Source organism: Sutcliffiella halmapala (assembly GCF_002019665.1).
GTDB classification, from domain to species: Bacteria; Bacillota; Bacilli; order Bacillales; family Bacillaceae_I; genus Sutcliffiella_A; species Sutcliffiella_A halmapala.
On the sequence record NZ_KV917375.1, the window covers coordinates 3,973,743 to 3,998,107 of the forward strand.

Here is a 24,365-nt window from a genome sequence, read left to right on the forward strand (position 1 = left end):
TATCTTTTATCTCTCTTTAGTTATTATATTTAGATTTGACGGAATTTCGTTTTTGAAAAATTCCGTCAAATTAAACTAAAGCGAACATGTACCAGCTACACCGGTTCCGAAGTAGTACAAGTTTACTTTCTAGACAATTCAAAAAGAGAGCCTATTTTCAGCTCTCCCCTTTAATCAACCATATTTAATTTACTTATTCCTGCACTTAATAATTGAGTATATTTCTCCTCATGCTGAGAGGAGGCATATAATCTATATTGCCAAAAGGTTAACAGGCATTTTTTGAACCTTTCCATATTCCCTATTCTATTTGATAACTCCGCGACTTCTACTAGTTCTAGTAAACCCTCATCAAATTGGTGGCATTTACATAGAAGTAGCGCATATGCGCAGCGAAAATCCAAATACATTTTCCCTTTTAGCCATGGTCCTTTACTAACAGAAATATCGTCGATTACATGTTTGTATCTCTCTATTAACCTTTTAGCATCATCCAAGCGTTCCAACCGAACATATGAATCCAAAATTCTCGGCAAGCCAACATACATGTCTTTCCTATCTTCTAGCCAAAAGAGATATTCATCCACATGTTCTAACTGCCCATATTCCAATAGGGCAACATAGCGATTTCCAATTGCTGTATCAGCAAAAAACTCGTTTACTTGTGCGTATTGCTCGATAAGGTCTAATACTTCCTCAAGAGATGCACCTAATCTTGTCAGAGCAAATCCCTTATACATTAGAGCCCTTCCATAATACTCTCCTTCCGTTGCCAATCTTATTAATTTTTCAGCATAATTCAGCACTTGTCTCCAATCTTCTCGCCGATAATAATCTGCCATGATCCACATGTATGCTTCTTTTCTAATATCAGTTGGCATATATGCCAACTGATCTAATAAATGAGTCAATGCATGCTGACCTCTATCAGTCAATCTTACGATATAAAATTTCCGAAAATAACTAACCGCAACTTTTTCAGAAAAGCGATTAAGTTCACTATCTATAAATATCTCATACAGCGGTAGTGCCTGTTGTTCTTTTCCTGATAGAAAAAGCTGTTCTGCCACAGAAAAGATATACGAAAGGTTTTTCTTTCTAATTGTCATTGAATTTTCTTCCAACATTAAAGTTATCAAATCATTGCAATGCTTTTCATGTCCTTCGGCTGCACACTTATATAAAAACTGAATGCCTCTACGCTTGTCCACATGATTTCCTTCATTTAAACATTCTTCTACATAATACGGATAAAGTGTACCTTCAGTAAGTCCGAAAGCCTTTGTAATCGCATCAAGATGTTGCAATGAAAGTGTTTGTCTGTGATTCAGAATACGACTGATTTCACTTATATGAATGCCAGATTTCTTCGAAAGATCTGTTTTATTCCATTTATATAATTGAATATATCTTTGAATCTCTTGAAATAGAGCAACATTCATTTTTATTCCCTGATCCTTTCAGCATCGTTGTAGGATTTACCCCCGGACAAAAGCGTATTTTTTTATTTGATAGAATTTTTCAAAAATAAAATTCCATCAAATCTAATTATAATAAAAGAGATAATTAGATAAAAGAGACCAGAAGAAGTATTTCAACTTGGTAAATTAGTAGCATTTCTGTAATATGAAGATTGTTATTTTCCATATTTTTATCGTCCGTTGGAGGAATATAACATGCATGAAGGAAGAATTATTAAATTTTATCGTGAAAAGGCTAATTTAACACAACAGCAACTCGGCAATGAAATTTGTTCTGATACACATGTTTGTAAGATAGAGCGTGGTGGGACAGATTATTCTCAAGAAATCATTATGCTATTTTCAATACGATTAGGAATTAATATTAATGAGGAGGTAAAGAGATATAAAAATATAAAGAAGCTTCTTGATCGTTGGCATAATGCAATCATAAAGCAACGATATGAAGAAGTAGAGATGATTAAAAATGACCTAGAGAAAGAACAATTATTACAAATGATTGAATTCCAAATTCTTCATTATTTGCTTAAGGCGAGATACCACCTTCTCTATAATAATCTAAAACAAGCCAACATTATCATTAAGTCCATACAAAGGAAACATAAAAAATTACCTCCATATGAAAGTAATTTACTAAAACATCTATTAGGAATTTACTACCTATCAGAGAAAAATATGTTAAAAGCAGTAAATATACTTACAACCATTAATAGTGAAGAATACAATAACCCAGAGTATTATCTAACTTTAGCTACCTCCTATCTTGCTATAAACTCAAAGATAAAGGCATACTACTATGCAGAAAAATCACTACAATTTTTCAATAAAACCAATAATTTCTTTAAAGTAATTGACGCAGAAATGATTATGTTAATGACACGCGACAAGGACAGGAACAGCGATTTTCAAAGCGCAATCGATCAATATAAAGATTTAATTCATACATGCGAGCTATGCCATGCACCTGATAAGAAGGCAAGGCTATTGCATAACTTAGCATTTGAACACTATAGTAGACAAGAATATATACATGCCAGCGATTATTATCAACATTCTATCGCTCTTAAAGAAAAGAAATCAGTAGCATATTTAACCTCATTGGAAGGTTATATCCTTAGTTGCTATAAAGGAGATTTATTATCAAAAGATGAATTAGAGAATCTTTGCCATGAAGGGCTATCTATTTCAAGAGAGATTAACCAAAGCTTAAATAAGGTCAGTTTCAAGCTTCTCCTTTATCTAATCACCAATAAAAATAATGAATATTATCGCTACTTGAGTACTACTGCATTGCCGTATTTTAAAAAGTGTGGATATGTAACTTTAGTACAACGGTATGAAAAGGAACTATTTAACTATTATTTACGTATCGGTCAAAGTGATATGGCCCTAGAACTGGCAGACGTACTGATTAATAATAGCTAAGCAAATCGGACTAGCAAGAAGCTAGAATAATATTTTTCCCAAAAATGCCAGGTATACCACCTGGCATTTTTGGATGTTTACTAGTTGTTCAGTTCAAGACCAATAGACTTGAATAATTGTTCCAGCGTAACATTCCCCTGTTTCTCTTTTGGTTGTACTCCATCTTTAGCATCAGGTCCAATTTTCAAGAAATTTTTCTCAATGTAGCGAAGATCTTTTTCATCAACAATGCCATCTTGATTAATGTCACCCTTATTTACCCCTACATTTTTCTTTCCATAAGAGAAGACAGCAAGAATCGCATCGTTAATGTCAATCATCTTGTCGCCATTCACGTCACCAGCAACGCTATTGTCCACAAGCGTTATAACTCGTGACCCTACTAGCTCTCCATCAACGTATCTTCCTAAGGTCTCAGTCGTTTTGCTCGTAAGATGTCCTGGTACTTGCACATAAATATCATACTCTTGTTCAGTAATTGGTAGATTATCAATGACAAAGTGTCCATTATTATGAATAATCGATGCTTCATAGGTTTTTCCATTCATATTTTTCGCATATACCTTCGCTCCAAGCTTAGAATAATCGACAGTGTTATCCAATTGCCCATTATCTTTCAAGAATGCTTCTGGTCTATAATTTCCATTCACTAAAGAGTGTGCTGCTAGTATAGTAAATGACTTATCTCTAAACACTCGAATAGAAGTAACGTTAGAATCGGAAGTCTTCTTATATCTAAATGCGGTAATAGCAAATGATAATCCCTCTTCTAAAGAGTAATATTCATCGTTTATGACTTTGAATGTGATATCCAAGAACGGTATACCCTGACTGATAATTAAATCACTATCCTCCATCGATGCTCCTACTTTGACATTTCCATTATTCAATGTTGGTTCATCTAGCTTAACGTTAACTCCATTTTCCTCAGCATATTTTTTAAATGCCTCATTAACTTTGACATTTTGGAATTCAAAATACTTTGTATAAAAAGGTATAGTGAATTCCCCAGAGGAGAGTTGCTTAATATTGTTCAAATTCAATGTCATGGTAATTTCTTCCCCAAGTCGTACCTTTTCTTTGTCATAACTCGGTACCGCATACTCCGTACCTTCTTTTATGAATTGGTAACGTTTTATGCCCTGTGGATAACCTACAGAAGCTGTTGCGTTATCGAAAACGAATAAATTGGAGTCTATATAAGTCATATTGTCTATTGTGGACTTCATTGCAGGAAATCTAAAGTTACCTTCGCTATTAACCGCAAGGAAATAATGGAGATAGTAGTTATACTCCCACCAAAGAACTCCATTCACAGATTGATCAATATTCTTCCCTTTCTCCTTAAGTACATCAACTGTCGAATCATATACGTTTCCATGTACCCATACTGCAGGACCGTCGTAGCCTGCTTCTATCGTATACATTGAATCATTCACTTCATAAATACCAGGTTCCATGGATACCTCTACTACCGGAGGAGTATTATCAATCATCACAATATCTTCTTTACTGTAAGATTTCCCCTCACTATCATAGCCAATCATTTCGAACGTGTAATACCCTTCTGGAAGTTTCACTTTTTTATCAGAAATTGGCTGGGTCGGACTATTCGTGAATGGGTAGACCTCACCAGTAAAAAATCTTTCAATGAAGTAATCAATGCCTGTCATTACATTTCTAGAATTAAAGGTTCCGATAAATCCAATCGCGTCTCCAGTTTCCCCATCTCTCACTAATACATCCATCATCTCTAATGGACTTGTCAATTTAAGGTATACATGTGCGTATAACGTAGAATACGGGTGCAGATTGGATGCATCATTCGAGATCATTGGTCTGCTCAATCGCATATACTCTAGTCCTTTTTCTCCCACTCTGATTGAAAAAGGTAATTGATACGCTTCTTCGTTGTTTGTATTTACAATATAAATGTATCCTTCATACCTCCCGAACTTCGCATGTTCTGAAACACGAATAGTAGGGTTGATTTCTACAGATTTTCCAGCTTCTACAGAAACCGTATTAGGTATTACTACTTCAACGCCATTTTCTTCGGCATCTTGAACTTGACCCTTAGCAGGTAAAAACGCCACACTTATGTTATATTCTTTTAATTCTTGTTCATTAAGGTTTTGAATAACGACTTTTCTGCTGTCCTCTATCGGTCCATCTTCTGTTATAAAATGACTGCCGAAAGCAATGGAACCCGTTTCTTCATCAATTTCTATCAAATTTCCGTCTTGTTCATGCAATGTTTTGTCCATAACCTTTACTAGTGTTTCTGTATGGACCGCCTCATACGCATTAATTCGGCCTGATCCGATTTCATTGACGGAGTATTCGCCATTCATTTCATCTGCTGTATTCATTAAAGCTGCTTTAACATCAAAAGGTGTATATTCAGGATGTGCTTGTAAGATGAGTGCTGCTGTTCCAGCTACATGAGGAGCTGCCATGGATGTTCCTTGAAGTCGGGTATATGCTATATCATAATTTTTCCCATCTTGTGGATCATGTATATATTCAGGAATGGTTGAGAAAATCGCCACACCTGGTGCTACGACATCTGGTTTAATGTCATCATTTCCGACAGCAGGACCTCTTGAACTGAATTCAGCTAGGCGATCACCTTCTGTCTGAATGCTATCTAAAGATCCAAAGGTAATTTCTGATTGAGATAGCAAATGCTCCCCGTCAGTTTGTGCTATTCGGAAAGAAGGAATATAATTAGTCCCTTCACCTAGATAAGCTTCTATTTCGCCATCCACATTATTGTAAACAATTACAGCTTTAGCACCTGCCGCTTTGGCATTTTGTACTTTTTCATCGAATGAAATGATACCGCGTTGAATAACTGCTACCTTACCAGCTACATCTTTATTAGTAAAATCGGCTTTAGTTCCAATCCCAACATCAATAATTGGCAAGGTTTTATTTTCAAGATCTACTAAATTATCTGTAAAACTTCGCGCCAGCAGCTTCATGTTTGTGATGGTGGCATCCCCTGCACTTACAGTAATCGTTGGTATGGTTAACGACATATCGCTCGCACCAACTGAAATCACTAACGCAGCTGCGCCTGGAGATCCTAGCGTTTTTTCACCAGGACCTGAATTTCCTGCCGCAACTACCGTAACAATCCCTGAGAGCATCGCATTATTAACCGCAATAGATGTCGGACTGAGAGGATCATTGACACTCGTTCCTAATGATAAATTGATGACATCCATTCCATCCTTTACTGCTTTGTCAATACCTGCCATCACCGATCCAGTTGACCCTCTCCCATATGGACCTAATACTCGGTAAGCATAAAGATCAACATCAGGGGCTACCCCCTTTACTGCAGATGCTGAGCTGTTTTTCTTTTGTGCTGCGATGGATCCAGCTACGTGCGTTCCATGTAATGTATAGTAACTGGAACCACCCTCAAATTCAGCTCTTCCGGAATCCTTCCACTCTTGATAAGTTGCCTCCATCGGATCATCGTCTTCATCGACAAAATCGTATCCGCCTTTAAAAGCCTCTTTTAAATCTGGATGATTGTAGTCAATACCAGAATCAATAACCCCTACCTTTACACCTTTTCCTGTGATGTTCTCTTCGTGTAGCTTGTCCGCACCAATCTGTACAACGCTATCATCTACCTTTGATGGAGTAGATGCTTTCATTTCACTTGCTTCTTCTGGTAGGTCAAGCTTCACTTCATGATCTCTCCAAATACGTTTGACAACTCCTGTACTTAACAGCTCTTGCACCGCTGTGCCAGGTAATGTCATCGCTACTCCATTGAATGCCTCATGGTATTCTCTCGTGATAGTAGAGTCTTCCATTTTATCTTCATTTAGTCTATTCAGGCTTTTTATAGTTTTCCATTCTTTTCGAAACGTATCGTGATCATTTTTTACTTTATTTTTTGCGGAAGAAAGAGACATTCTTTTTCCTTTTGCAGCATCCTTTGCAACTTCCACCTCTGCAGGATCGTGATTAAATTCCACAATAATGTTGACTAATTCTGGACTCATTTGGTTAATATCTGGTGAAATAACAAACATAGGTGTGATTTCAAGCTCGTTCAGTGCTTTTCTTTGCTGATCCGTTAAATTCATCAACATCTGCCTTACGTCATTATCCTCTGCAACGGCTTTATAGGAAGCCCCTGTGGAAAATAACAAACAAGCAATTAACATTCCTGTAATAATCTGTCTTAGTCTACCTAACTTCATATCGTTCCCCCTGATAGTTCTCTATTATTTTTTTAAAAAAAGATTGGGTACCCTAGTTTGGATATTAATGAATATTCTGACTATCAGCAATAGGGGGATTTATCAGATCATTCGCATTATTATTTTTAAAAATAGAGTATGATAAATTAAACTTTTTCGTGATATTTGTACTATAGTGATGAAATAAAAACCTTAAATAAACAGACTTTATCCCATTATCCAACTATTATTAATACTTTTCATGAACAAAAAATCAGATTGAAAGACAAAAGTCCTATTTAAAAATCCCCCAATTCTATAACCTTATGTAAAAAATACATTGGGATAGAAGATAAATTACAATTAATTTAATGATAGACTCTGTTATTGTTCATTGTTGATTTTCGTGTAGGTATGAGAATTAATAGGCGGAGAATTTCCGGCTAAAGTATATAGATGGAGCTTAAGTAGCAGATATAAGCGGAGATATTCCGTTTAATTTCTCTAAATTAGAAAAACACCTAAGATTTGGGTACTATAAGCGGAAAAAACTCCCTTATTTTTAAAGAAATATGGGTATCTCCCAATATAAGCGGAATTTATCCGCTTATTTTTCAAACACAATACTGCTATAACAAAGCCTAATGAAAAATAACCTACTATATAGACGTATCTAGCAAAAAAAAGAGATGCCCAAAAGGACACCTCTCTTTAGATTAATATTTCGATCCATTTTCCATTTGTTTTGCCATTACGTTTAAGGTTGAACTATATGTTACTCCCTGATATTCATTTCCTGCTTTTTCATCTAGTTTAATAGCAAAAGAAAGATCGATGTATTGGTCAGCGTTAAGTTGCCAGAATTCATGCTTCTCTCCATCTTTTGATCCATCCCCTAACACCAACTTCGCTTTTCCAGAAATACCTTTTGCAGCAGGTTCGATTTCTTCTTCCTCTACAAATCCAACTACCATTTCAACACCAGGAGCAATTTTCTTAGATGCCTGCATGGCTGGATTGGTCGTACCATTGAAAAGTTCATCAAGATAGATCCTAGAGTCTTCCAAAATATCTTCTGTCATTACTTCTCCTTCTGAGAACTTATATGCAATATATCCAATTTTATAGGCATTTAAAGGAACATCTGCGTTTAAGGACTGATGATAAGTAGCTTTAAGGTATGCATCCATATCTCCAGTATTTTCAATTTTCAACCACTCACCATATTTTAATTGAGAAGGGGCAAATCCAGCGGCTTCAATGATTTTAGTATCCATGTCTTGTCCATTGTTAATTTCTAATATGCCATTAGTAATCTCACCTGTAGCATTCGTCTCAGACGTAAACCAAGAATATGTACCAAAGCTCCCTGATACAACAATTGCTCCTACCAATGCACTTCCTAATAAAGCATTTTTTATCTTAAACATGTCCACTTATCCCCCATATTCATAATAATTTTTTAGATACCGATTGTTGCTTATCCAATTTCATTTTTTCATAAACTGTGATGCATATATAGCCTGTCAAAGGAAGAACAATAAAAACCAAGAATCCCATCGGTCCTTTTGTATAGTTAGAAAGAAAGCCGATATTAGGAATATTAAACATCTCTTTTCCTAATATCATACTTGCTACTGTGACATCTTCATCCACAGTGTTGTTGTTATCACCCTTCGTATAAAAATATCTCTCTCCATTTTCTTCCGCAATTGACGTTATTCTATGAGTAATCAAGGTTTGCTCTTCGTTAAAAAAAGAAATGATATCACCCTGCTCAAGAAGATCTGCTTCAATCTCTCTAATAATAATGACATCCCCCGCTTTAAAAGCCGGCACCATACTATTAGATAAGACGGTGAGTGGTTTAAACCCGAAAATTGATAATGGTTTATTATTGCTAAGACTCATAAAAATAGAAAATATGATTATTACGACAAATACTATTATTGTAATAGGCACCGTTTTTTTAACGAATAGTGTAACTTGTTCCACTTCTCACCCTCTATTCCTGTTAAATATAAAAAACAACATTTAATCAGAATCTAGTAAAAATTCTGATTTATACCCATAGTATTTCATAGTTTTAAACAATAGTGTATTGGGGGTTATAGCGAAAAAAAAACCACAAAAAAAACAGGCAATAAAGCCTGTAAAATGTTACTTAAAGGGAAAAGAAGGTTATTTATAGCATCAGAAACAGTAAAGCGTGACAAAAATACCAGTCCATAATACTCAATCCAATCCCCCAACATTCCTATAGAAAGTCCAGCTTCCAAGTTGGGAGCGTTTAATATAATTCAAATACCAGCATGAATGGTTGAATTATTATGTAGATTTTCCCGTTAACACAACAACACTAAATCTCTTTAACCTTTGTCTTGAGTGTAATGATGTGGACTATTATTTAATTTTTGCAAATCCCCTCTATAAAAAACATCACTTAACTCTTGTAATTTAAAAGGTATAATCGGGGATAAGAATGGTACCCCGATTGATTTTAAACTTACCATATAAATAATCAAAGTGGTCGTTCCGATAATCAAACCTTTAAATCCAAAGAAATATCCTACAATAAGAAATGTCAACTGCACTACTCTTTGTGCAGCACCTAATCCCCTATTAAGGGTTAAGAAATTGGATACGGCAGTAACTCCTGTAACAATTAAACTTACTGGATGTATCAATTTTGCAGTAACTGCTGTTTCTCCAATAAGTATGGTTCCTAAAAGCGAGACAACTATGATAGTACTTTTAGGAATATGGAAAGAAACATCAATTAACACTCTTAAAAGGGTTAGTAAGATGATCATTTCCCAAAAGGTTGGAAGAAGTTCTTCTTTTGAAAGTAACGTTTCACTAACTTTCTTGGGAAGATCCGATTTATGAAATTTTTCTACCGCAACATATACCGCAGGCAAGAAAAGACCAATTACATAGCCTGAAAAGCGTAATAGTCGATTAGATAACCTTCCATAACTTTGGTGATATTCATCTGCTCCTTGCATAAATTCAACAAATAGAGCAGGAGCAATAATAGCATAAGGGAATCCATCTACCAACACTACTATTCTTCCCTCCATTAGGGAGGATACTACACTGTCCACTCTATCTGATTCTCTTACTAGTAAAAAAAAAGACTTCTGTTTCCCTTCTAGTGTCTGTTGTATTATTTTCGATGAAGCTAAATACTTTACGTTTACGTGCTTTAATCTATTTTTTACTTCTTTTAAAATCCCATGATCCGCTATGCCTTCTACATGCAATACTGCAACTTGCTTTTTGGCAATAGATCCATATCCTTGTGTCTCAATACATAAATCCGATGTTCTTAATGCACCTCTAATCAAGTTAATATTCGTCCCCATATTTTCCGTAAACCCTACAATTGGTCCCCGTGAAGATCGTTCGCTAATAGCTTCCTCTAAACTTCTCTCTGCCCACTTGGATGCCGAAATGATCAGTCCCTCTTGGTGACCATTACATAGCAGGAGGGCATTCCCTTGTATTATCCCTTCAACCATCTCCCCTATAGTAGCTGCTTTTTCCACCTCTGATGTTTCCAATACTAGCTCCCTTAGACTGTCCAGCAAGTCTTTATTATCTTTTAGGTGATTATTTAAGTTTAATAATGGTTGGATAACACAATCATGCAGGTTTTCTGTATCAACAATATCTTTAAGAAATAGAATATTAACTTCTTTCTTATTCCATTTATCTATTTTCAATCTACTTATGACCAAATCAGAAGTATGGTGTAGCGCTTCCATTATTTTATTTGTTAGTGGTTCCAATTCGTATTGTCGTCCCATCCAAGCACCTCATATAATATGTAACACTCTTACCTTGAATATTGATAGATAGGTAAAAAGTGAGCGGAATTTACCTATTACTATGCCCATGTTTCCGTAAAAAATGTGTCACTTTTCTTACTTGACTACTAATCGATCCATCCCCTCCATAAATAAACATGTAAAATTTACTATTTAAAAAAGGATTTTAAGAAAAATGTCGAAATACATTATACATATAGTAATAAATTCCAAATAAAGGAGGGGAATCTGGTTAGAAAATTCTTGCAGTAAATCATGGCAAGGTTTCCTACCAGCTAATTATGAAAGCAGTTTTAGAAAAGGTCGACAAAAACACCATTACTTCATTTTTTAAAAGTTTACAAGATTCTATCACTCAAGATATCGAAAATTGCGATGGCAAAGCAGTCTTTAAAGAGGAATTGTGGTACCGCAACGGCGGTGGTGGTGGGAGAACGAGAGTGATGGTAGATGGCAATATCATCGAAAAAGGTGGCGTCAATTTTTCAGAGGTGTTTGGCATCTTGCCCCATGCAGCAGCCGAAGCGCTAAAGGTAGAGAAGAACCAGGAATTTTTCGCTTCTGGTGTGTCCGTCATCTTACATCCAATAAGCCCCATGATTCCAATCATTCATATGAACGTGCGCTACTTTGAATTATCGAACGGTGCCAAATGGTTTGGTGGTGGAATCGACCTGACTCCCGTATACATCAATAAGGACGACGCCGTATATTTTCATCAATCATTAAAAACTGTATGCGATTGGCATAACCCATCCTATTATCCCGATTTCAAGAAAATTGCAGACGAATACTTTTATATAAAGCATCGTAAAGAAACCCGCGGAATTGGAGGAGTATTTTTCGATAAACTCAAGCCGTCTACTGAACTTTCCATTGAAAATCTTTTCGCGTTTGTGAAAGACATTGGCCTTACTTTTTCTCCCATCTACTTAAAGCTAATTAACAATAATAAGGATTTACCATATGGCGAAAAACAAAAACAATGGCAGCTTATCCGCAGAGGGCGTTATGTGGAATTCAACCTTATCTATGACAGAGGCACAAAATTCGGACTTGATACAAACGGTAGAATTGAATCAATCTTTATGAGCCTCCCCCCACAAGTCAACTGGCTTTATAACTTTCAGACTGAAGATGGTAGTGAAGAACAACTTACACAAAGTATGTTAAAAAGAGAGATTGATTGGATTACGTTTGAATAAGCTTTAATAGATGCATCCAATTCATCAATGGTTTTTGTAGGGAAATGGCCATAAAGGGGGAGACGAATATGTCTGATAACCAAGAATACCCATTAGTGAAAAGTAATGAAAATGTAGCGAAGGTGAAGGCAGAAAGAAAAGAGGGTGAGCCAACTGCAGCTTTTAAAGGCGCCAGTTGGGCAGCATTTGCAGTAGGTGTTTCTGCATACCTAATTGGTCTGTTTAACGCCACAATGGAACTCAATGAAAAAGGGTATTATTTCGCTGTACTAGTATTTGGACTCTATGCAGCAGTATCCTTACAAAAAGCAGTAAGAGATAAAGAAGAAGGGATAGCAGTAACCAGTTATGGTATTAGTTGGTTAGCACTTATTGTATCTATCTCTTTAATGGCAATCGGCTTATATAATGCCGAAAGTATTATTTTAAGTGAAAAAGGCTTTTATGGTATGGCATTTATACTTAGCTTATTTTCAGCTATCACCATTCAAAAAAATATTCGAGATACTCAATCAGCAAGAGAAAGAGAATAAAGAATTGGAAACAAAGGGACTTCTCCCACCCAAACCTTCAAGATTTACTGTATCACAATCTTCAAAATCCGTGTGCTTCTTGCGAGTTAACGTTGGAGGAGATCCCTTTTAGTGCATCAATAGGTTAAGAAAGTGTTTTCGATATCCGGACAAACATTCCAACCGGCTATGAACTTCTTCTTGCTATCTTTACCCATAGGTTGTTTAAAATGACGAACAGGAAATAGAAAAAAACCAAATTAAAAGCCAACCCTAAATACATGAAACTAAATGCTCCATCCCCATAATAGCCGAGCAAATCAGCTGGAAACCCAAAAATATGATTTCCTTCTTCATTTCTTATTCCAATCCCAGGAATAAGAGCGAAGCCAATTGTCACCAGTAAGCTGAGGATAAACAGGCTCTTTTTACTATTCATCATATTTTACATTCTCCTTTTGGAAGACATACTACTATTATACTTAATATCTAGGATATGTGGGTCACAGGGACAGGCACCACAACCCATTAACACCTTATTACAGTAAAGAATTTGAATGAGCAAAAAAGCACCTCTACTAGTTTCTAAGTAGTTCAGTTTTAGATTAGAAAATATAAAAACTCAAGACAGAGAATTTATATAAATTTAAAACGAGGGATGAAAAACCTATTACAGGTTAACATCCCCGTTTGTATGTGCTTTTAATTTTTGAATCTCTAAAGTGAACTAACCGTACTCATTTAATGATCCTTATTGGCTCCGTTCAACTCCACTGGAGAGATCTCTTCTTGTGTTCGGTGTTTCAATTAGAATAAGGCCCTCTTCAGAACCCCCTTGCAAAAATGGGCTCGGTTCACCTACGCTATAAAGCTGCAAGAAATGCATCGCTCTTGTGCAGGAGGTATAGAAAGTTCTTCGCAGACTCTCATCGCCGTATACTTGCTCTGATGCGTTATAGATAATGACAGCGTCAAATTCGATCCCCTTGGCCAAATACGACGGGATGACAACAACACCTTGTTCATATTCTAGGGAGCCGACCTTTAAGTGCTTAATACCCTCAATAGTAGACAAGGCCTCGTATGCATGTTTACTTTCCTCTGCTGATTTGCAGATGATGGCAATACTATTGTATTGAAGATTGCGTAATTCTGCGACTTTGGATGCAATGCATTTGTGTAGTTCTGTGTGATCCATTAATTTAGTCAGTACAGGTCGTTCGCCATCGCGCTCGAAAGGGATAATCTTTTCGCCATTAGGCACTAGTCTGCGTGTAAATTCAATGATCGGCTTTGTAGATCGGTAGCTCCGTGTCATGTTGATCACTTCTGTTGCGTCCTGTCCGTATAAGCCAATTAATGCTTGAAAATCAACCATTTCGCTAGCATGGGCGAAAATCGCTTGATTAAAGTCACCTAGCACCGTCATCCTCGCAGATGGGAACAACCGCTTTAGAAACTCAAATTGAAATGGGGAATAATCCTGTGCTTCGTCAATAATTACCTGCTTTATTGCACTATTCGACTGAAAACCTAGAATCAGCTCTTTCATCAATAACAGCGGAGTAGCATCCTCGTAAAATATCTTCCCGGCATCTAGCTTCTCTTGTGTCTCTTGACAAATATCCGCCCATTCCACTGGTGCTTCCCCCTCTATCCACTGTTGAATCATTTGTGGATCCGCAAAAAGCTGCTTATACAGCCCAGTAATGTCGACAAAATGAAACTCCCGAATTTGTTTTCGCAATGGCTTCAGCTTCTGGCGGACAATCAACCCGGCAAGTGCTTTTGGTTCCATCTCATAATCCGCAAGCTCTTCTCTTTTAAAGCCGCGTTTTTTCGCTAAGTAGCGATGCACCTTATGGTACTCCTCATTGCTAAGCAGCTCGATTTCCTCTTGTACCCACAGCTTATTCCGTTCTACCTTCTCGGCTTCCTTTATTTTCTTCAATAACCAATCCTTCAGCTTTTCAAGTCTATTGTGGAAACGGAGCGAGGTGTCACTACTATAAAACCTATCTACCAATTCTTTGGTAGTAACAAACGGTTGCCCTCTGAAATGAAGCCCCTTAAATAACATTCCCGCTAACTCTAATGACTTCCTGTATGCATGGATCGCCTCAAAAAATTGTGTGGATGCTTTGAATTGGATACTTGCAACCCTTGTCTTGTGCGCCGGCGAGTTCGCTGCAGTTAGCACATATTCTAATTGATCGTAGGGATTTTCAACTTGGAACTCTTTACTCAGTCGATGGTCTAAATATTCTTGAAAGGTGACCTGCTGCATATTCTCTTCGCCTAGTTCCGGCAGCACGTTGGACACGTAGCTGTTAAACATTGTATTAGGTGAAAATAGAATAATTTGATCAGCATTTAAGGTATCCCGATATTTGTAGAGCAAATAGGCAATCCGTTGCATCGCAGCAGAGGTCTTCCCACTCCCAGCTGCTCCGTGAACAATGAGCAGCCTTCCGTGATCATGACGAATGATTCGGTTTTGTTCATGTTGAATGGTCGCGACAATACTGTGCATATGTTTTTCCGTACCTTTGCCCAATACCTGCTGTAAAATCTCGTCTCCAATAGTGAGACTTGTATCGAACATGGATTGAAGCTCACCGCCGCGAATCAAATATTGCCACTTTTTCTCCAATATCCCTTCAATTACTCCTCCTGGTGTTACATACTTAGCCGGACCTGGCTGGTAATCGTAGTAGACATTAGAGATTGGTGCTCTCCAGTCGTAGATAAGGAAATTATCGCCACTTTCATCCGTAAGCGAGGAGATTCCAATATAAACTTTTTCCTGGGTTGAATCACCTTCTTCGATAAAATCAATACGGCCGAAATAAGGAATATCCTGCATACGACGCAGCGTGGACAATCTCTTGGATGCATGCCGATGGGCGCTTTGGCTTACAGACAGAGCTTGTGCCTCTTGTCTCAATCCAATGATGGTCTCAAGGTAATCGTCGAATGTATCCGTATTTACTTTAATTTCATCCCAAAAGTGTTTGCGGATATTTACCACTTCGTTCCGGTGCTGAGATTTTTCTGCCTCTAATCTGCTAATTTGCTCCGAAATAATCTCCATTACACTGTCCACTCGTTTTTGCTCCTGCTTATACTCTGAATTCATAGCAAACACTCCTTAATAAAATAAATCTAGGGGTTGACGAACGAATAAATTAATCGTATAATTAAGATAGGGATAATATATCTAAACTTGATTATACGATGTTTAACTATATAAATTTACCATAGATTCTCCTGTTTTTCAAGGCATGGAGCGTTTTTTTTATGTCTCGAACGTCATAAATGTTTCTTTCTACCCTCTAAACAACACCCTTTCCCCTCCACTATAAGAACACCTATTTTAATCACTATCATCATATCTAACTTTTATAAAAAACCTTTATCATGATTGGGACTTAACTTGCAGTTTGAAGTGCTGATTAAAAAGAAGAGTCGACAATTAAATCGACTCTTCTTTTTTAGGTTTGACGTTAACTGTGAACTGACTTTGCAGATGAATGAAACTTGGTTTTACGTCCCGTTTCCTGACGCACTTCTTTAATAGACATCACTCCCAGCAGACCAATCATAGAAAAGACAACTGGAGTAATAAAACCAATGTAGTATCCATCCCCTATACTCCCTGTAGCAGTCTGAAAATGATCCAATACGACTCCAAAAATACTTGGTAACAAAACAGCGCTTAGAAATCCACCCGTATTGGCAAATCCAGAAACAATTCCCGCTTCACTTATAGGAAAGGTTTGACGAACGACCGCAAAGGTTAAGGCACTTGCCCCAAATCCAAAGCCAATAATAAAGAAAAGCGCAATGAGCAGATAGTATGGCGGACTTCCTTTAAATAAAAGGAAGCATGCCCAACACAATAAAATAGTGAAATGAACCACAACGTAAGAGCGTTTAATCGCTCCCAAGCGACTTGTCATCCAACTTGCTAGAGGAGCACCAATAATGGCTCCGGTAAGACCGATCATAATCAGCTGACTCGCCTCTGATCGTGACATTCCATACACATTCATGCCAAATGGTACTGCCCATGATCCGATAAATCCGATATAAGCCCCGACCACCCCAAAGTGACAAAAAAACAAAGCCCACGCTTGTCGCGTTGAAAAGATCCTTTTTAGTAGATCCAACATTTTTTCACGTTGTTCCTCATTTTTTTCAGATGTGTATTCCAATTGTTTTGGCTTTGTTATAAGTACAAAATACAGAAGAATGCCGCATAGACACAGCAATACTCCAGCCGTAAAAAACGCTCCCCTCCAACCAAGTAAGTCTATCCAGGCTGAGAAAGGAACCGTCGCTAAAAGGAATCCTAGACTTCCGAACATTCCTGCCCAACCGATTAATCGAATAAATTCCTTGCCCTTAAACCATTGTCCCAAAATCAACACCATATTGACCCAGATAGTCGCGTCCCCTACTCCCGTTAGAATCCGAGCAAAAAACAGAACAAATTCATGTGTACCAAGGCTGTAAATAATAGTACCAATACCTGTAAAGATAGCACCCATAATGAGAAAAAAATTTGGCCCATAACGATCAGCCAAAATCCCCATCGGAATTTGCAATCCCGTGTATACAAAAAATTGAACACTTGTCAGTAACCCAATGGTTGAAGCCGTTACACTGAAATCTCTCATCACTTGATCTGTAATTAAACCCGGAGCAGTCCGCTGGCTAGCCATTAATAAATATGTAAACAAGACAGAAGCAAAAACAACCCATCTAAACCTACTATTTTGTTTGTCCACTGATTTCTACTCCTGTTAGTTTTTACTCTTATGTATATGGGCTTCTTGGAACAGTAGAAGGCTTTAATTCAATTCAATAAAAACAAACATGGCTTTAATTGTAAAGTAGTTTTTGAGCGTAAATAAAAACGCTTGGAAATAATCCAAGCGTTTTTTCACAATTTTCATTTGATGTTTCTCTTCTAACTTTTTACTTACGTTTTACGCTTACATTTTGTTTGTCTCTTGATTTTCGTAGTGTTTATCCTCTGACTTCTGAACCATAACCGCACATGCAGCATCACCTGTAATATTAACAGCTGTACGTGTCATGTCTAGTATACGGTCAACAGCTAGGACTAAGGCAATCCCTTCTACTGGTAAACCAACAGATGTTAAAACCATTGTTAGCATGATAATCCCGACACCAGGAACTCCTGCTGTACCAATACTTGCTAAAGTAGCCGTTAAGATAACAATGAGTAAATCTGTAAATGTAAGATCTATCATATACACTTGAGCGATAAATATAGTTGCAACAGCTTGCATAATTGCTGTTCCGTCCATGTTAATCGTCGCACCTAGTGGTTGGACAAAACTACTAACCGACTTAGAGATCTTTAAATTCTCTTGAGCAGTCTGCATCGCTACTGGTAAAGTTGCATTACTACTTGACGTACTAAAGGCAACGAACATCGCTGGTGAAAACTGTTTGAAAAACTCAATTGGATTACGTTTCCCCAAAATCGCAACGGTTGATCCATAAACGAGAACAGTGTGTAAAAATAAGGCTACAAAAATAGAAATCATATATAAGAACATGGCTTGTAAAGCTGAAAAACCAAGCTTTCCTATTGCCGATGCAATTAATGCGAATGCTCCATATGGAGCTATACGCATAACGAGTCCTACAAGGTACATCATAATCTCATTACCTTGTTCTACTAATTTTAAAACTCCTTTAGTTTTATCCCCTAGTCTTGCCATCGCAAATCCAATAAGAACCGCGAACGTAATAATCGGAAGCATATCACCATTAGCCATCGAATCAATAGGGTTCTTTGGAATAATGTTCAATAACGTTTCCATTACTGGAGGTGGGTCCCCTACTTCAATATTGGCTGCTTCCGTTTCAAAGGATCCACCTGCACCAGGTTGAATGATATAAGCTACTGAAAGCCCAATAGCAAGCGCAAGGGTAGTAGTAATTAAGAAATAGCCAACTGTTTTCCCACCAATTCTCCCAAGCTTTTTAGGATCACTAAGCCCAGCAGTTCCTAAAATGATGGAAAAAAACACAAGCGGGACGACTAGCATCGTGATCGAGTTTAGGAACACGGAACCGACAGGAACTAGGATATAATTATCCGCAAATTTAAAGGCTTCAGGTGCAAAAATATTAAACCCTAAACCAGTTATTAAACCTAAAATTAATGCAATGATTATATGTTTTGTTAGTTTCATAACATCCCCCTATTTCGTTATATGGACATAATTTTCTAATATAGTTAACTCTGTGTCAATGTAAGAAAATGTAAACCACTCAAAAGGGTACCGTGGGTCTAGGCACATTTCCTCACTATTTAATGGAAAAAATGTATGTAGTAATTTATTAGCTTGCGTTTAGTGATTAATTTTCATTTTATTAAAAACATTCTGAAATAATATGAATTTTACCATAAATAAAAGCTTGGAACCTCCCAAGCTTTTTTACATATTAATTATTTGTCGTTCACCTATTCTTAAGGTAAAAGATAACTATTTTTTACGACTATTCACTACTTCATCAATCACATGCTGAACACTCAGGCCGCTCGCAAAGGTTGCAAGCTGACTTTCCTTTTTACCTGTGATATGGTCAATCCATTTCCATACTTCGTTTTTATTCGTTAGTCGCCACGGACGGAATTTTTCTTCACTTGGTGGTTGATCCCATTGAAGGGCTGCTAGTCCTTGTAACTCAATCTCTTGCCACTTCTCTCCAACTTTTGCATATTGAAGGGAAGTACCAAGCTCGCAGGTTAATAAATGAAGGCTACCGTTTCGACCATGAAGCTTTATCTCAATTGTCTGATGCTTATTCGCTTGAGGCGTCACCCAGCTAGTAGAAAATGATGCCCTCACACCTTTATTAAACTGGGCTAAGAATGATACGGAATCTGCTGCTTGGTCCTCTGTCTTTTTATTAGCAAAGTCTACTAAATTTCCATTTTCCAAGAAAAATAATGAGCCATTCACTTTTATAATTTCGTCCTGCAAAATATACTGTGCCACGTCAATAATGTGGGACCCTAAATCTTGAAGAACACCACCAATGCCACCTTTTGAAATAGTTCCACGCCAACCAGGAGGACCATTCAATCCATAATCACCTGAATATTCAAAATACGAATTATGCACCTCACCAATCAAACCTTCTTCTAGAATCTCTTTCAACTTTTGGATACCTGGATGCTCCCGATACGTAAAATTAATAGCATGAACGACCGAACCCTCTTTTGCGACTTCTTCCATCTCCAAAGCTTCCTTCACGTTCATTGCCATTGGCTTTTCACATATAACATGAAGGCCATTTCGGATGGCGGCTAATGTTATATCTTTATGTGTATCATTCGGCGTAACAATACAAATACCATCTAAATTCTCTTTTTCTAGCATCTCGCGATAATCCGTATATACTTGCTCCACACCATATTTCCTCGCCATTTTCTCTGCACTTTCCCCTGTCTTACTACAAATAGCAGCGATTGTCACATCTTGATGCATTTGAAGTACAGGTAAATACCATAAGTCTGCAAACCAACTGGCACCAACAACACCCACCTTCACTTTTCCCAAGGGATTAAACCTCCTCCAAAACTACTAATTTCCCTGTCGCAGCTGACTTTATTACACTCTCCATGATTTTTTGATTTTCGTACCCATCTTTAAAGTTAGGTACATACTTTATGAACGGTCTTGCTATAAATAATCGACAAATCTTGTCATTGAATGGTGTGATATGGTCGTATCTTGAACCTAAATAACTAATATGTAATGTTCGACTAGGACATGTAAATTCCTTCAACAAATGTGCGGAAAAAATAAATAGCTCTACTAATAACCAACAGGGATGCTATTTGACTGACGGAGTAGAACTTTTTGCTTTCCTAACTTATTCTTAGTGTCCCACATTACTTCAGTCAATCAAGAAGGAATCCGATGATTTTGCCGTTAGTATTGAAATATAAATAGGAAAGAGGCATGTGCTATGCGTTTCACATTCCTCTTTCCTAGTTTCTATAGAATAATTCTCTCTTCTGTAATATTATCAAAAAAGTGGCCTTTACTTACATTTAAACCTAATTTTAATTTCTCCCCAGCGGCTACATTAATATCAGGAGAAACCCGTGATATAATACTAGTTCTATTTAATTGGCAGTATAGTATTCTTTCTGCTCCCAATAGTTCAGATACTTCCACAGCTACTTCCAGGGAGCCTGTATCCTTTAAGTGATCAAAAGGGGATAAATGCTCGGGGCGAATACCAAAAGTCATTTCTTTTTTACCGTTTAACTGTTTCTTTAGTTTTCTATACTTTTCTTCTGGCAATTTAATTAAACTATTACCTATTTTCACTCCACTTTCCGTTACTTCTGCAGGAATGAAATTCATAGCAGGGGATCCGATAAACCCTCCAACAAAGATATTATTCGGTTTTTCGTAGACTTCCTTTGGTGCACCTACCTGTTGAATAACGCCATCCTTCATGACAACTATTCGAGTTGCCATTGTCATCGCTTCGGTTTGATCATGTGTAACGTAAATCGTCGTGTTTTGTATTCGTTGATGAAGCTTTATTATTTCTGCTCTCATTTGAACCCTTAGCTTTGCATCTAGGTTTGAAAGTGGTTCGTCCATTAGAAATACTTGTGCATCCCTAACGATTGCACGTCCTAAAGCCACTCGTTGCCTTTGACCACCTGAGAGAGCTTTTGGTTTGCGATTTAAGTAAGGTTCTAAACCTAATATTCCAGCTGCCTCTAACACTCTTTTTTTGATTGTTTCTTTAGGCACCTTTCTTAAATGAAGGCCAAATGCCATGTTTTGAAATACTGTCATATGCGGATAGAGAGCATAGTTCTGAAAAACCATAGCAATATCCCTGTCTTTAGGCTCCACATCGTTCACCCGCTTACTATTAATCAGAAGGTCGCCTTCAGAGATCTTTTCTAGACCAGCAATCATTCGTAAAGTGGTCGATTTTCCGCAACCAGACGGACCGACAAATACGATAAATTCTCTATCTTTTATGTGAAGATTAAAGTCTTTTACTGCATTTGTATCTTTATCGTAGCTTTTATGGATGTGCTTAAGCTGAATTTCCGCCATTCTGTAGACCTCCTTGAAGTTAGATGATTTCACCTTTGAATAAATGCTTTGTTTACGCGTTTTAAGAAGTAATGCGGTAATAATCCAATTAGAATAAGCATCATAATGAAGCCTCGAAACATCCAGACATTGTCTTCAAAATAGAAATATAAAATAAACAAAAGCAATACACTCAGAGTCCTACCTACACTTAATGCTACCTCTCTGACTACCACTAGTTCTGTTCTTATTTTTCCATGCAGATCATACATAGAAATATTATTTAATGCTAATGTATGAAATGGCAGTTCAAATAAAGGCAAACAAATTCCGGAAATAATCCCGTACACCAGTAACGTCGTCCAGTTAACTTCTAATACTAAGCCGAATAAAGAAAGGCTTAGAAATAAATTCCCTATCAACATCATCTTCATTCTGTATTCTCCCCTCCCATATTTACCTATTAAATAGTAGGTAAATACGGAAAGGACCGTCGTTATAAAAGCAAAGCCACCAATGATAGATTCCTTTTCTGTCAGCATAAACACCCATAGAATGATAGCGAAAGATAAGACACCTGCACGAAATGAGTTAGCGGTGAAAGCATAAGTCAAAGCCCGCCATTCTCTACTTTTATGGACTATAATTATTTCCTTCCAATAAAAAGGTTCACTTTCCTTATTCTTAGGCAACAGCAAGCTAAGTATAAAAGTAAATAAAAAGATTAGTGCTGCTGCTGAAAATAACAGATAGTAACCTTTAAGATTGGTATAAGTTACGATAATCCAGCCTGCAAAAAGTGGACCTAGCATCTGGGAAAAGGAATTAAATATGCCGTTGACTCCATTAAACCAATCCCTGTTATGTTCCTTCGTATAATCAATGGACAAGGTATTTACTGCCATCCAATAAAATCCTGATCCTATACCGAATATAATCCCTAAGAGTATGATTGAGTTGCTAGCGGATTCCCCCAGATAGAGGATGAAAAGATAGAATAGTAATTGAAGTAGACCTCCTGTAATTAAGCCATTTCTTTTCGAACCCTTTTTGCTAATCCAACCTGCAAGTACAAAAGCTGGAAGCCAAGCAAGATACATCACTAAATTAAATAAGACAACCTTCTCAAACTGTTCCGTTACTCTGAATAAAAATACATTCACAAAAACATTGGCTAAACTATTTGCTAAGGTATTAAAACAAGAGATGGTTAATAATACCTTTGTTTTTTGAGAAAGTGTTGGTTGATTTAACTCTATTGCTACTGATTGCTCCATTTTTTTCTCCGATCGTGTGAACACAATAATTTATCATTCGAAATAGATGGGATTACTTAAAAGTGCAAGAGAGTAATCTTCTATCTCTTCGAAATACCTCCAGACTTCTACTCTAATAAACTTCTGGTCTTCTACAGATATCTTATATTCTAGGAATTCTTCTTTATTAGCTAGAATGAAGCACTTCTCTATGCCCCTATTTGTAATAATCTTGATTGTATCCCTGTCATTTAGCTTGGCTACCTTTATTAATACTTCCCTATCCACTAAAGAAGAGGTAACCTTATCTCCCATCGTATAGCCTGCGAAATTCATTTCTACAGTAGGACCCTCAGGGGAATAGGTCAAAAATAGGTGGCCCTGATCAATCGCACTAAAAATAGATTCGGTATTCTTCCCTTCTGCATACACCCAATTAGTCGGCGCACCATGTTTCACAAAGGGATGAGGCCGATGAACATCACTTCCTCCAACAGCCACTATTCTTTTCCCTGTAACTAATTGCTGATGCCACCAATTTAGTGTTGTTTCATTATCCTTCCTCCATGGACCATTCCAAACCTCTAGCCAATTGAAGGGAGCCTGTAAATCCCACATCCAAGGGCAGTGAGTACAGTGGGGATGATTAACTACTACCCTTCCACCCTGACTCTGAACTTGTTGAAAAATCGGTTCTATTTTATCTGTCTTTTTGAGACGGAAATCAATCCCCGGATCTTTTAAGCCTAGAAGATTCGCATGCCCCCAGCTTGTTGTTAACTCAAAACCAGGGATAAAATGAACGCTTGAATGCGGAGAAACATCATAATTCTGGCTTATTGTGTTATGATCCGTCAATGCAATAAAATCTAGGTTCTGTTCCTTTGCAATACTAATAACTTGTTCGATTGAATATGTTCCATCACTGTGAACAGTATGGGTATGCAAATCCCCTTTATACCATTGATACTGCTTGCTGAACATGCGGATGGTGACTCTAACCGAACATTCTGTTTCACTAATTTTATATAGACCCAAAAGGACTGCCCATTCTCCACTTTCAAATGCACCGGGTAAGTAACCTGGCGTGGCATAGTCTTCTTCCACCACAAAGGATTTTCTTGCCCCACCACTCCAGCCTCTTATGCGATTTTGATCCTTTAAACCTAAATCCACCACAGAGCCCGCGGTCAATATTTCATAACTAACTTCTAACCTTTTAATGTTGTTTTTCATGTGAAATGGTATTTCTACGTATTCTCCTTGTTGATCAGGGTAAAAGTTTTTTTCTATGGTAATACATTCCACATTGTTTCCGTTCAT

Annotated in this window: 16 protein-coding genes; 3 read left to right on the forward strand and 13 right to left on the reverse strand. The window is 37.2% G+C overall.

From position 1 onward, the window contains the following. Nucleotides 1-170: 170 nt before the first annotated feature. Complete coding sequence (locus tag BK580_RS19535; RefSeq protein WP_078381950.1) at nucleotides 171-1,442, reverse strand: helix-turn-helix domain-containing protein; 1,272 nt, start codon at nucleotides 1,440-1,442, stop codon at nucleotides 171-173. 234 nt (nucleotides 1,443-1,676) lie between these two features. Between BK580_RS19535 and BK580_RS19540 the strand changes: the two genes are divergently transcribed. Beyond that, nucleotides 1,677-2,906, forward strand: a complete 1,230-nt coding sequence (locus BK580_RS19540) for a helix-turn-helix domain-containing protein (protein WP_078381951.1) — start codon at nucleotides 1,677-1,679, stop codon at nucleotides 2,904-2,906. A gap of 80 nt (nucleotides 2,907-2,986) precedes the next feature. Here the strand turns inward: BK580_RS19540 and BK580_RS19545 are convergent, their stop codons facing one another. The 4 genes from BK580_RS19545 to BK580_RS19560 all read right to left on the reverse strand — a co-directional run bounded on the left by BK580_RS19545 (nucleotide 2,987) and on the right by BK580_RS19560 (nucleotide 10,926). Then, entirely contained in the window at nucleotides 2,987-7,135 is a 4,149-nt protein-coding gene (locus tag BK580_RS19545) for a S8 family serine peptidase (RefSeq protein WP_078381952.1), read from the reverse strand. A 695-nt stretch (nucleotides 7,136-7,830) separates the two neighbouring features. Beyond that, a complete protein-coding gene (locus BK580_RS19550) occupies nucleotides 7,831-8,544 on the reverse strand; it encodes a hypothetical protein (RefSeq protein WP_078381953.1) in 714 nt (237 codons plus the stop codon). A gap of 19 nt (nucleotides 8,545-8,563) precedes the next feature. Next, entirely contained in the window at nucleotides 8,564-9,109 is a 546-nt protein-coding gene (locus tag BK580_RS19555; protein ID WP_078381954.1) for a signal peptidase I, read from the reverse strand. 374 nt (nucleotides 9,110-9,483) lie between these two features. Beyond that, complete coding sequence (locus tag BK580_RS19560) at nucleotides 9,484-10,926, reverse strand: spore germination protein (protein ID WP_078381955.1); 1,443 nt, start codon at nucleotides 10,924-10,926, stop codon at nucleotides 9,484-9,486. Between the two features lie 302 nt (nucleotides 10,927-11,228). Between BK580_RS19560 and hemF the strand changes: the two genes are divergently transcribed. Together hemF and yiaA are read left to right on the forward strand one after the other, a co-directional pair. Further along, complete coding sequence (hemF, locus tag BK580_RS19565) at nucleotides 11,229-12,152, forward strand: oxygen-dependent coproporphyrinogen oxidase (RefSeq protein WP_078381956.1); 924 nt, start codon at nucleotides 11,229-11,231, stop codon at nucleotides 12,150-12,152. A 68-nt stretch (nucleotides 12,153-12,220) separates the two neighbouring features. Beyond that, nucleotides 12,221-12,685 (forward strand): inner membrane protein YiaA, encoded by a 465-nt coding sequence (yiaA, locus tag BK580_RS19570; protein WP_078381957.1) that lies wholly within the window; start codon nucleotides 12,221-12,223, stop codon nucleotides 12,683-12,685. A 166-nt stretch (nucleotides 12,686-12,851) separates the two neighbouring features. On the opposite strand, the gene BK580_RS19575 is transcribed toward yiaA, so the two are convergent. From BK580_RS19575 to BK580_RS19610, 8 genes are all read right to left on the reverse strand, one after another. Continuing rightward, the gene (locus tag BK580_RS19575; RefSeq protein WP_078381958.1) at nucleotides 12,852-13,106 is read right to left on the reverse strand and encodes a hypothetical protein; all 255 of its coding nucleotides are present in this window, start codon (nucleotides 13,104-13,106) and stop codon (nucleotides 12,852-12,854) included. 309 nt (nucleotides 13,107-13,415) lie between these two features. After that, nucleotides 13,416-15,803, reverse strand: a complete 2,388-nt coding sequence (gene helD / locus BK580_RS19580; protein WP_078381959.1) for an RNA polymerase recycling motor HelD — start codon at nucleotides 15,801-15,803, stop codon at nucleotides 13,416-13,418. Nucleotides 15,804-16,170: 367 nt separating this feature from the next. Beyond that, a complete protein-coding gene (locus tag BK580_RS19585; RefSeq protein ID WP_078381960.1) occupies nucleotides 16,171-17,457 on the reverse strand; it encodes an MFS transporter in 1,287 nt (428 codons plus the stop codon). A 207-nt stretch (nucleotides 17,458-17,664) separates the two neighbouring features. Then, nucleotides 17,665-18,900: a dicarboxylate/amino acid:cation symporter gene (locus tag BK580_RS19590; RefSeq protein WP_078381962.1), complete on the reverse strand. Its 1,236-nt coding sequence runs from the start codon at nucleotides 18,898-18,900 to the stop codon at nucleotides 17,665-17,667. A 294-nt stretch (nucleotides 18,901-19,194) separates the two neighbouring features. Then, nucleotides 19,195-20,265, reverse strand: coding sequence for a Gfo/Idh/MocA family protein (locus BK580_RS19595; protein ID WP_235864141.1), 1,071 nt, complete (start codon nucleotides 20,263-20,265; stop codon nucleotides 19,195-19,197). A 450-nt stretch (nucleotides 20,266-20,715) separates the two neighbouring features. Continuing rightward, nucleotides 20,716-21,807, reverse strand: a complete 1,092-nt coding sequence (locus BK580_RS19600; protein WP_078381964.1) for an ABC transporter ATP-binding protein — start codon at nucleotides 21,805-21,807, stop codon at nucleotides 20,716-20,718. 29 nt (nucleotides 21,808-21,836) lie between these two features. Continuing rightward, the gene (locus BK580_RS19605; protein WP_078381965.1) at nucleotides 21,837-23,063 is read right to left on the reverse strand and encodes an MFS transporter; all 1,227 of its coding nucleotides are present in this window, start codon (nucleotides 23,061-23,063) and stop codon (nucleotides 21,837-21,839) included. A gap of 33 nt (nucleotides 23,064-23,096) precedes the next feature. Continuing rightward, entirely contained in the window at nucleotides 23,097-24,365 is a 1,269-nt protein-coding gene (locus tag BK580_RS19610; protein WP_078381966.1) for a CehA/McbA family metallohydrolase, read from the reverse strand.

What these genes read in the sequence shown, in the direction of transcription:
- BK580_RS19535 (WP_078381950.1), bottom strand. Translation starts at nt 1,442, where the DNA reads ATGAATGTTGCTCTATTTCAAGAGATTCAAAGATATATTCAATTATAT.
- BK580_RS19540 (WP_078381951.1), top strand. Translation starts at nt 1,677, where the DNA reads ATGCATGAAGGAAGAATTATTAAATTTTATCGTGAAAAGGCTAATTTA.
- BK580_RS19545 (WP_078381952.1), bottom strand. Translation starts at nt 7,135, where the DNA reads ATGAAGTTAGGTAGACTAAGACAGATTATTACAGGAATGTTAATTGCT.
- BK580_RS19550 (WP_078381953.1), bottom strand. Translation starts at nt 8,544, where the DNA reads ATGTTTAAGATAAAAAATGCTTTATTAGGAAGTGCATTGGTAGGAGCA.
- BK580_RS19560 (WP_078381955.1), bottom strand. Translation starts at nt 10,926, where the DNA reads ATGGGACGACAATACGAATTGGAACCACTAACAAATAAAATAATGGAA.
- hemF (WP_078381956.1), top strand. Translation starts at nt 11,229, where the DNA reads ATGAAAGCAGTTTTAGAAAAGGTCGACAAAAACACCATTACTTCATTT.
- yiaA (WP_078381957.1), top strand. Translation starts at nt 12,221, where the DNA reads ATGTCTGATAACCAAGAATACCCATTAGTGAAAAGTAATGAAAATGTA.
- BK580_RS19575 (WP_078381958.1), bottom strand. Translation starts at nt 13,106, where the DNA reads ATGATGAATAGTAAAAAGAGCCTGTTTATCCTCAGCTTACTGGTGACA.
- helD (WP_078381959.1), bottom strand. Translation starts at nt 15,803, where the DNA reads ATGAATTCAGAGTATAAGCAGGAGCAAAAACGAGTGGACAGTGTAATG.
- BK580_RS19590 (WP_078381962.1), bottom strand. Translation starts at nt 18,900, where the DNA reads ATGAAACTAACAAAACATATAATCATTGCATTAATTTTAGGTTTAATA.
- BK580_RS19600 (WP_078381964.1), bottom strand. Translation starts at nt 21,807, where the DNA reads ATGGCGGAAATTCAGCTTAAGCACATCCATAAAAGCTACGATAAAGAT.
- BK580_RS19605 (WP_078381965.1), bottom strand. Translation starts at nt 23,063, where the DNA reads ATGGAGCAATCAGTAGCAATAGAGTTAAATCAACCAACACTTTCTCAA.
- BK580_RS19610 (WP_078381966.1), bottom strand. Translation starts at nt 24,365, where the DNA reads ATGAACGGAAACAATGTGGAATGTATTACCATAGAAAAAAACTTTTAC.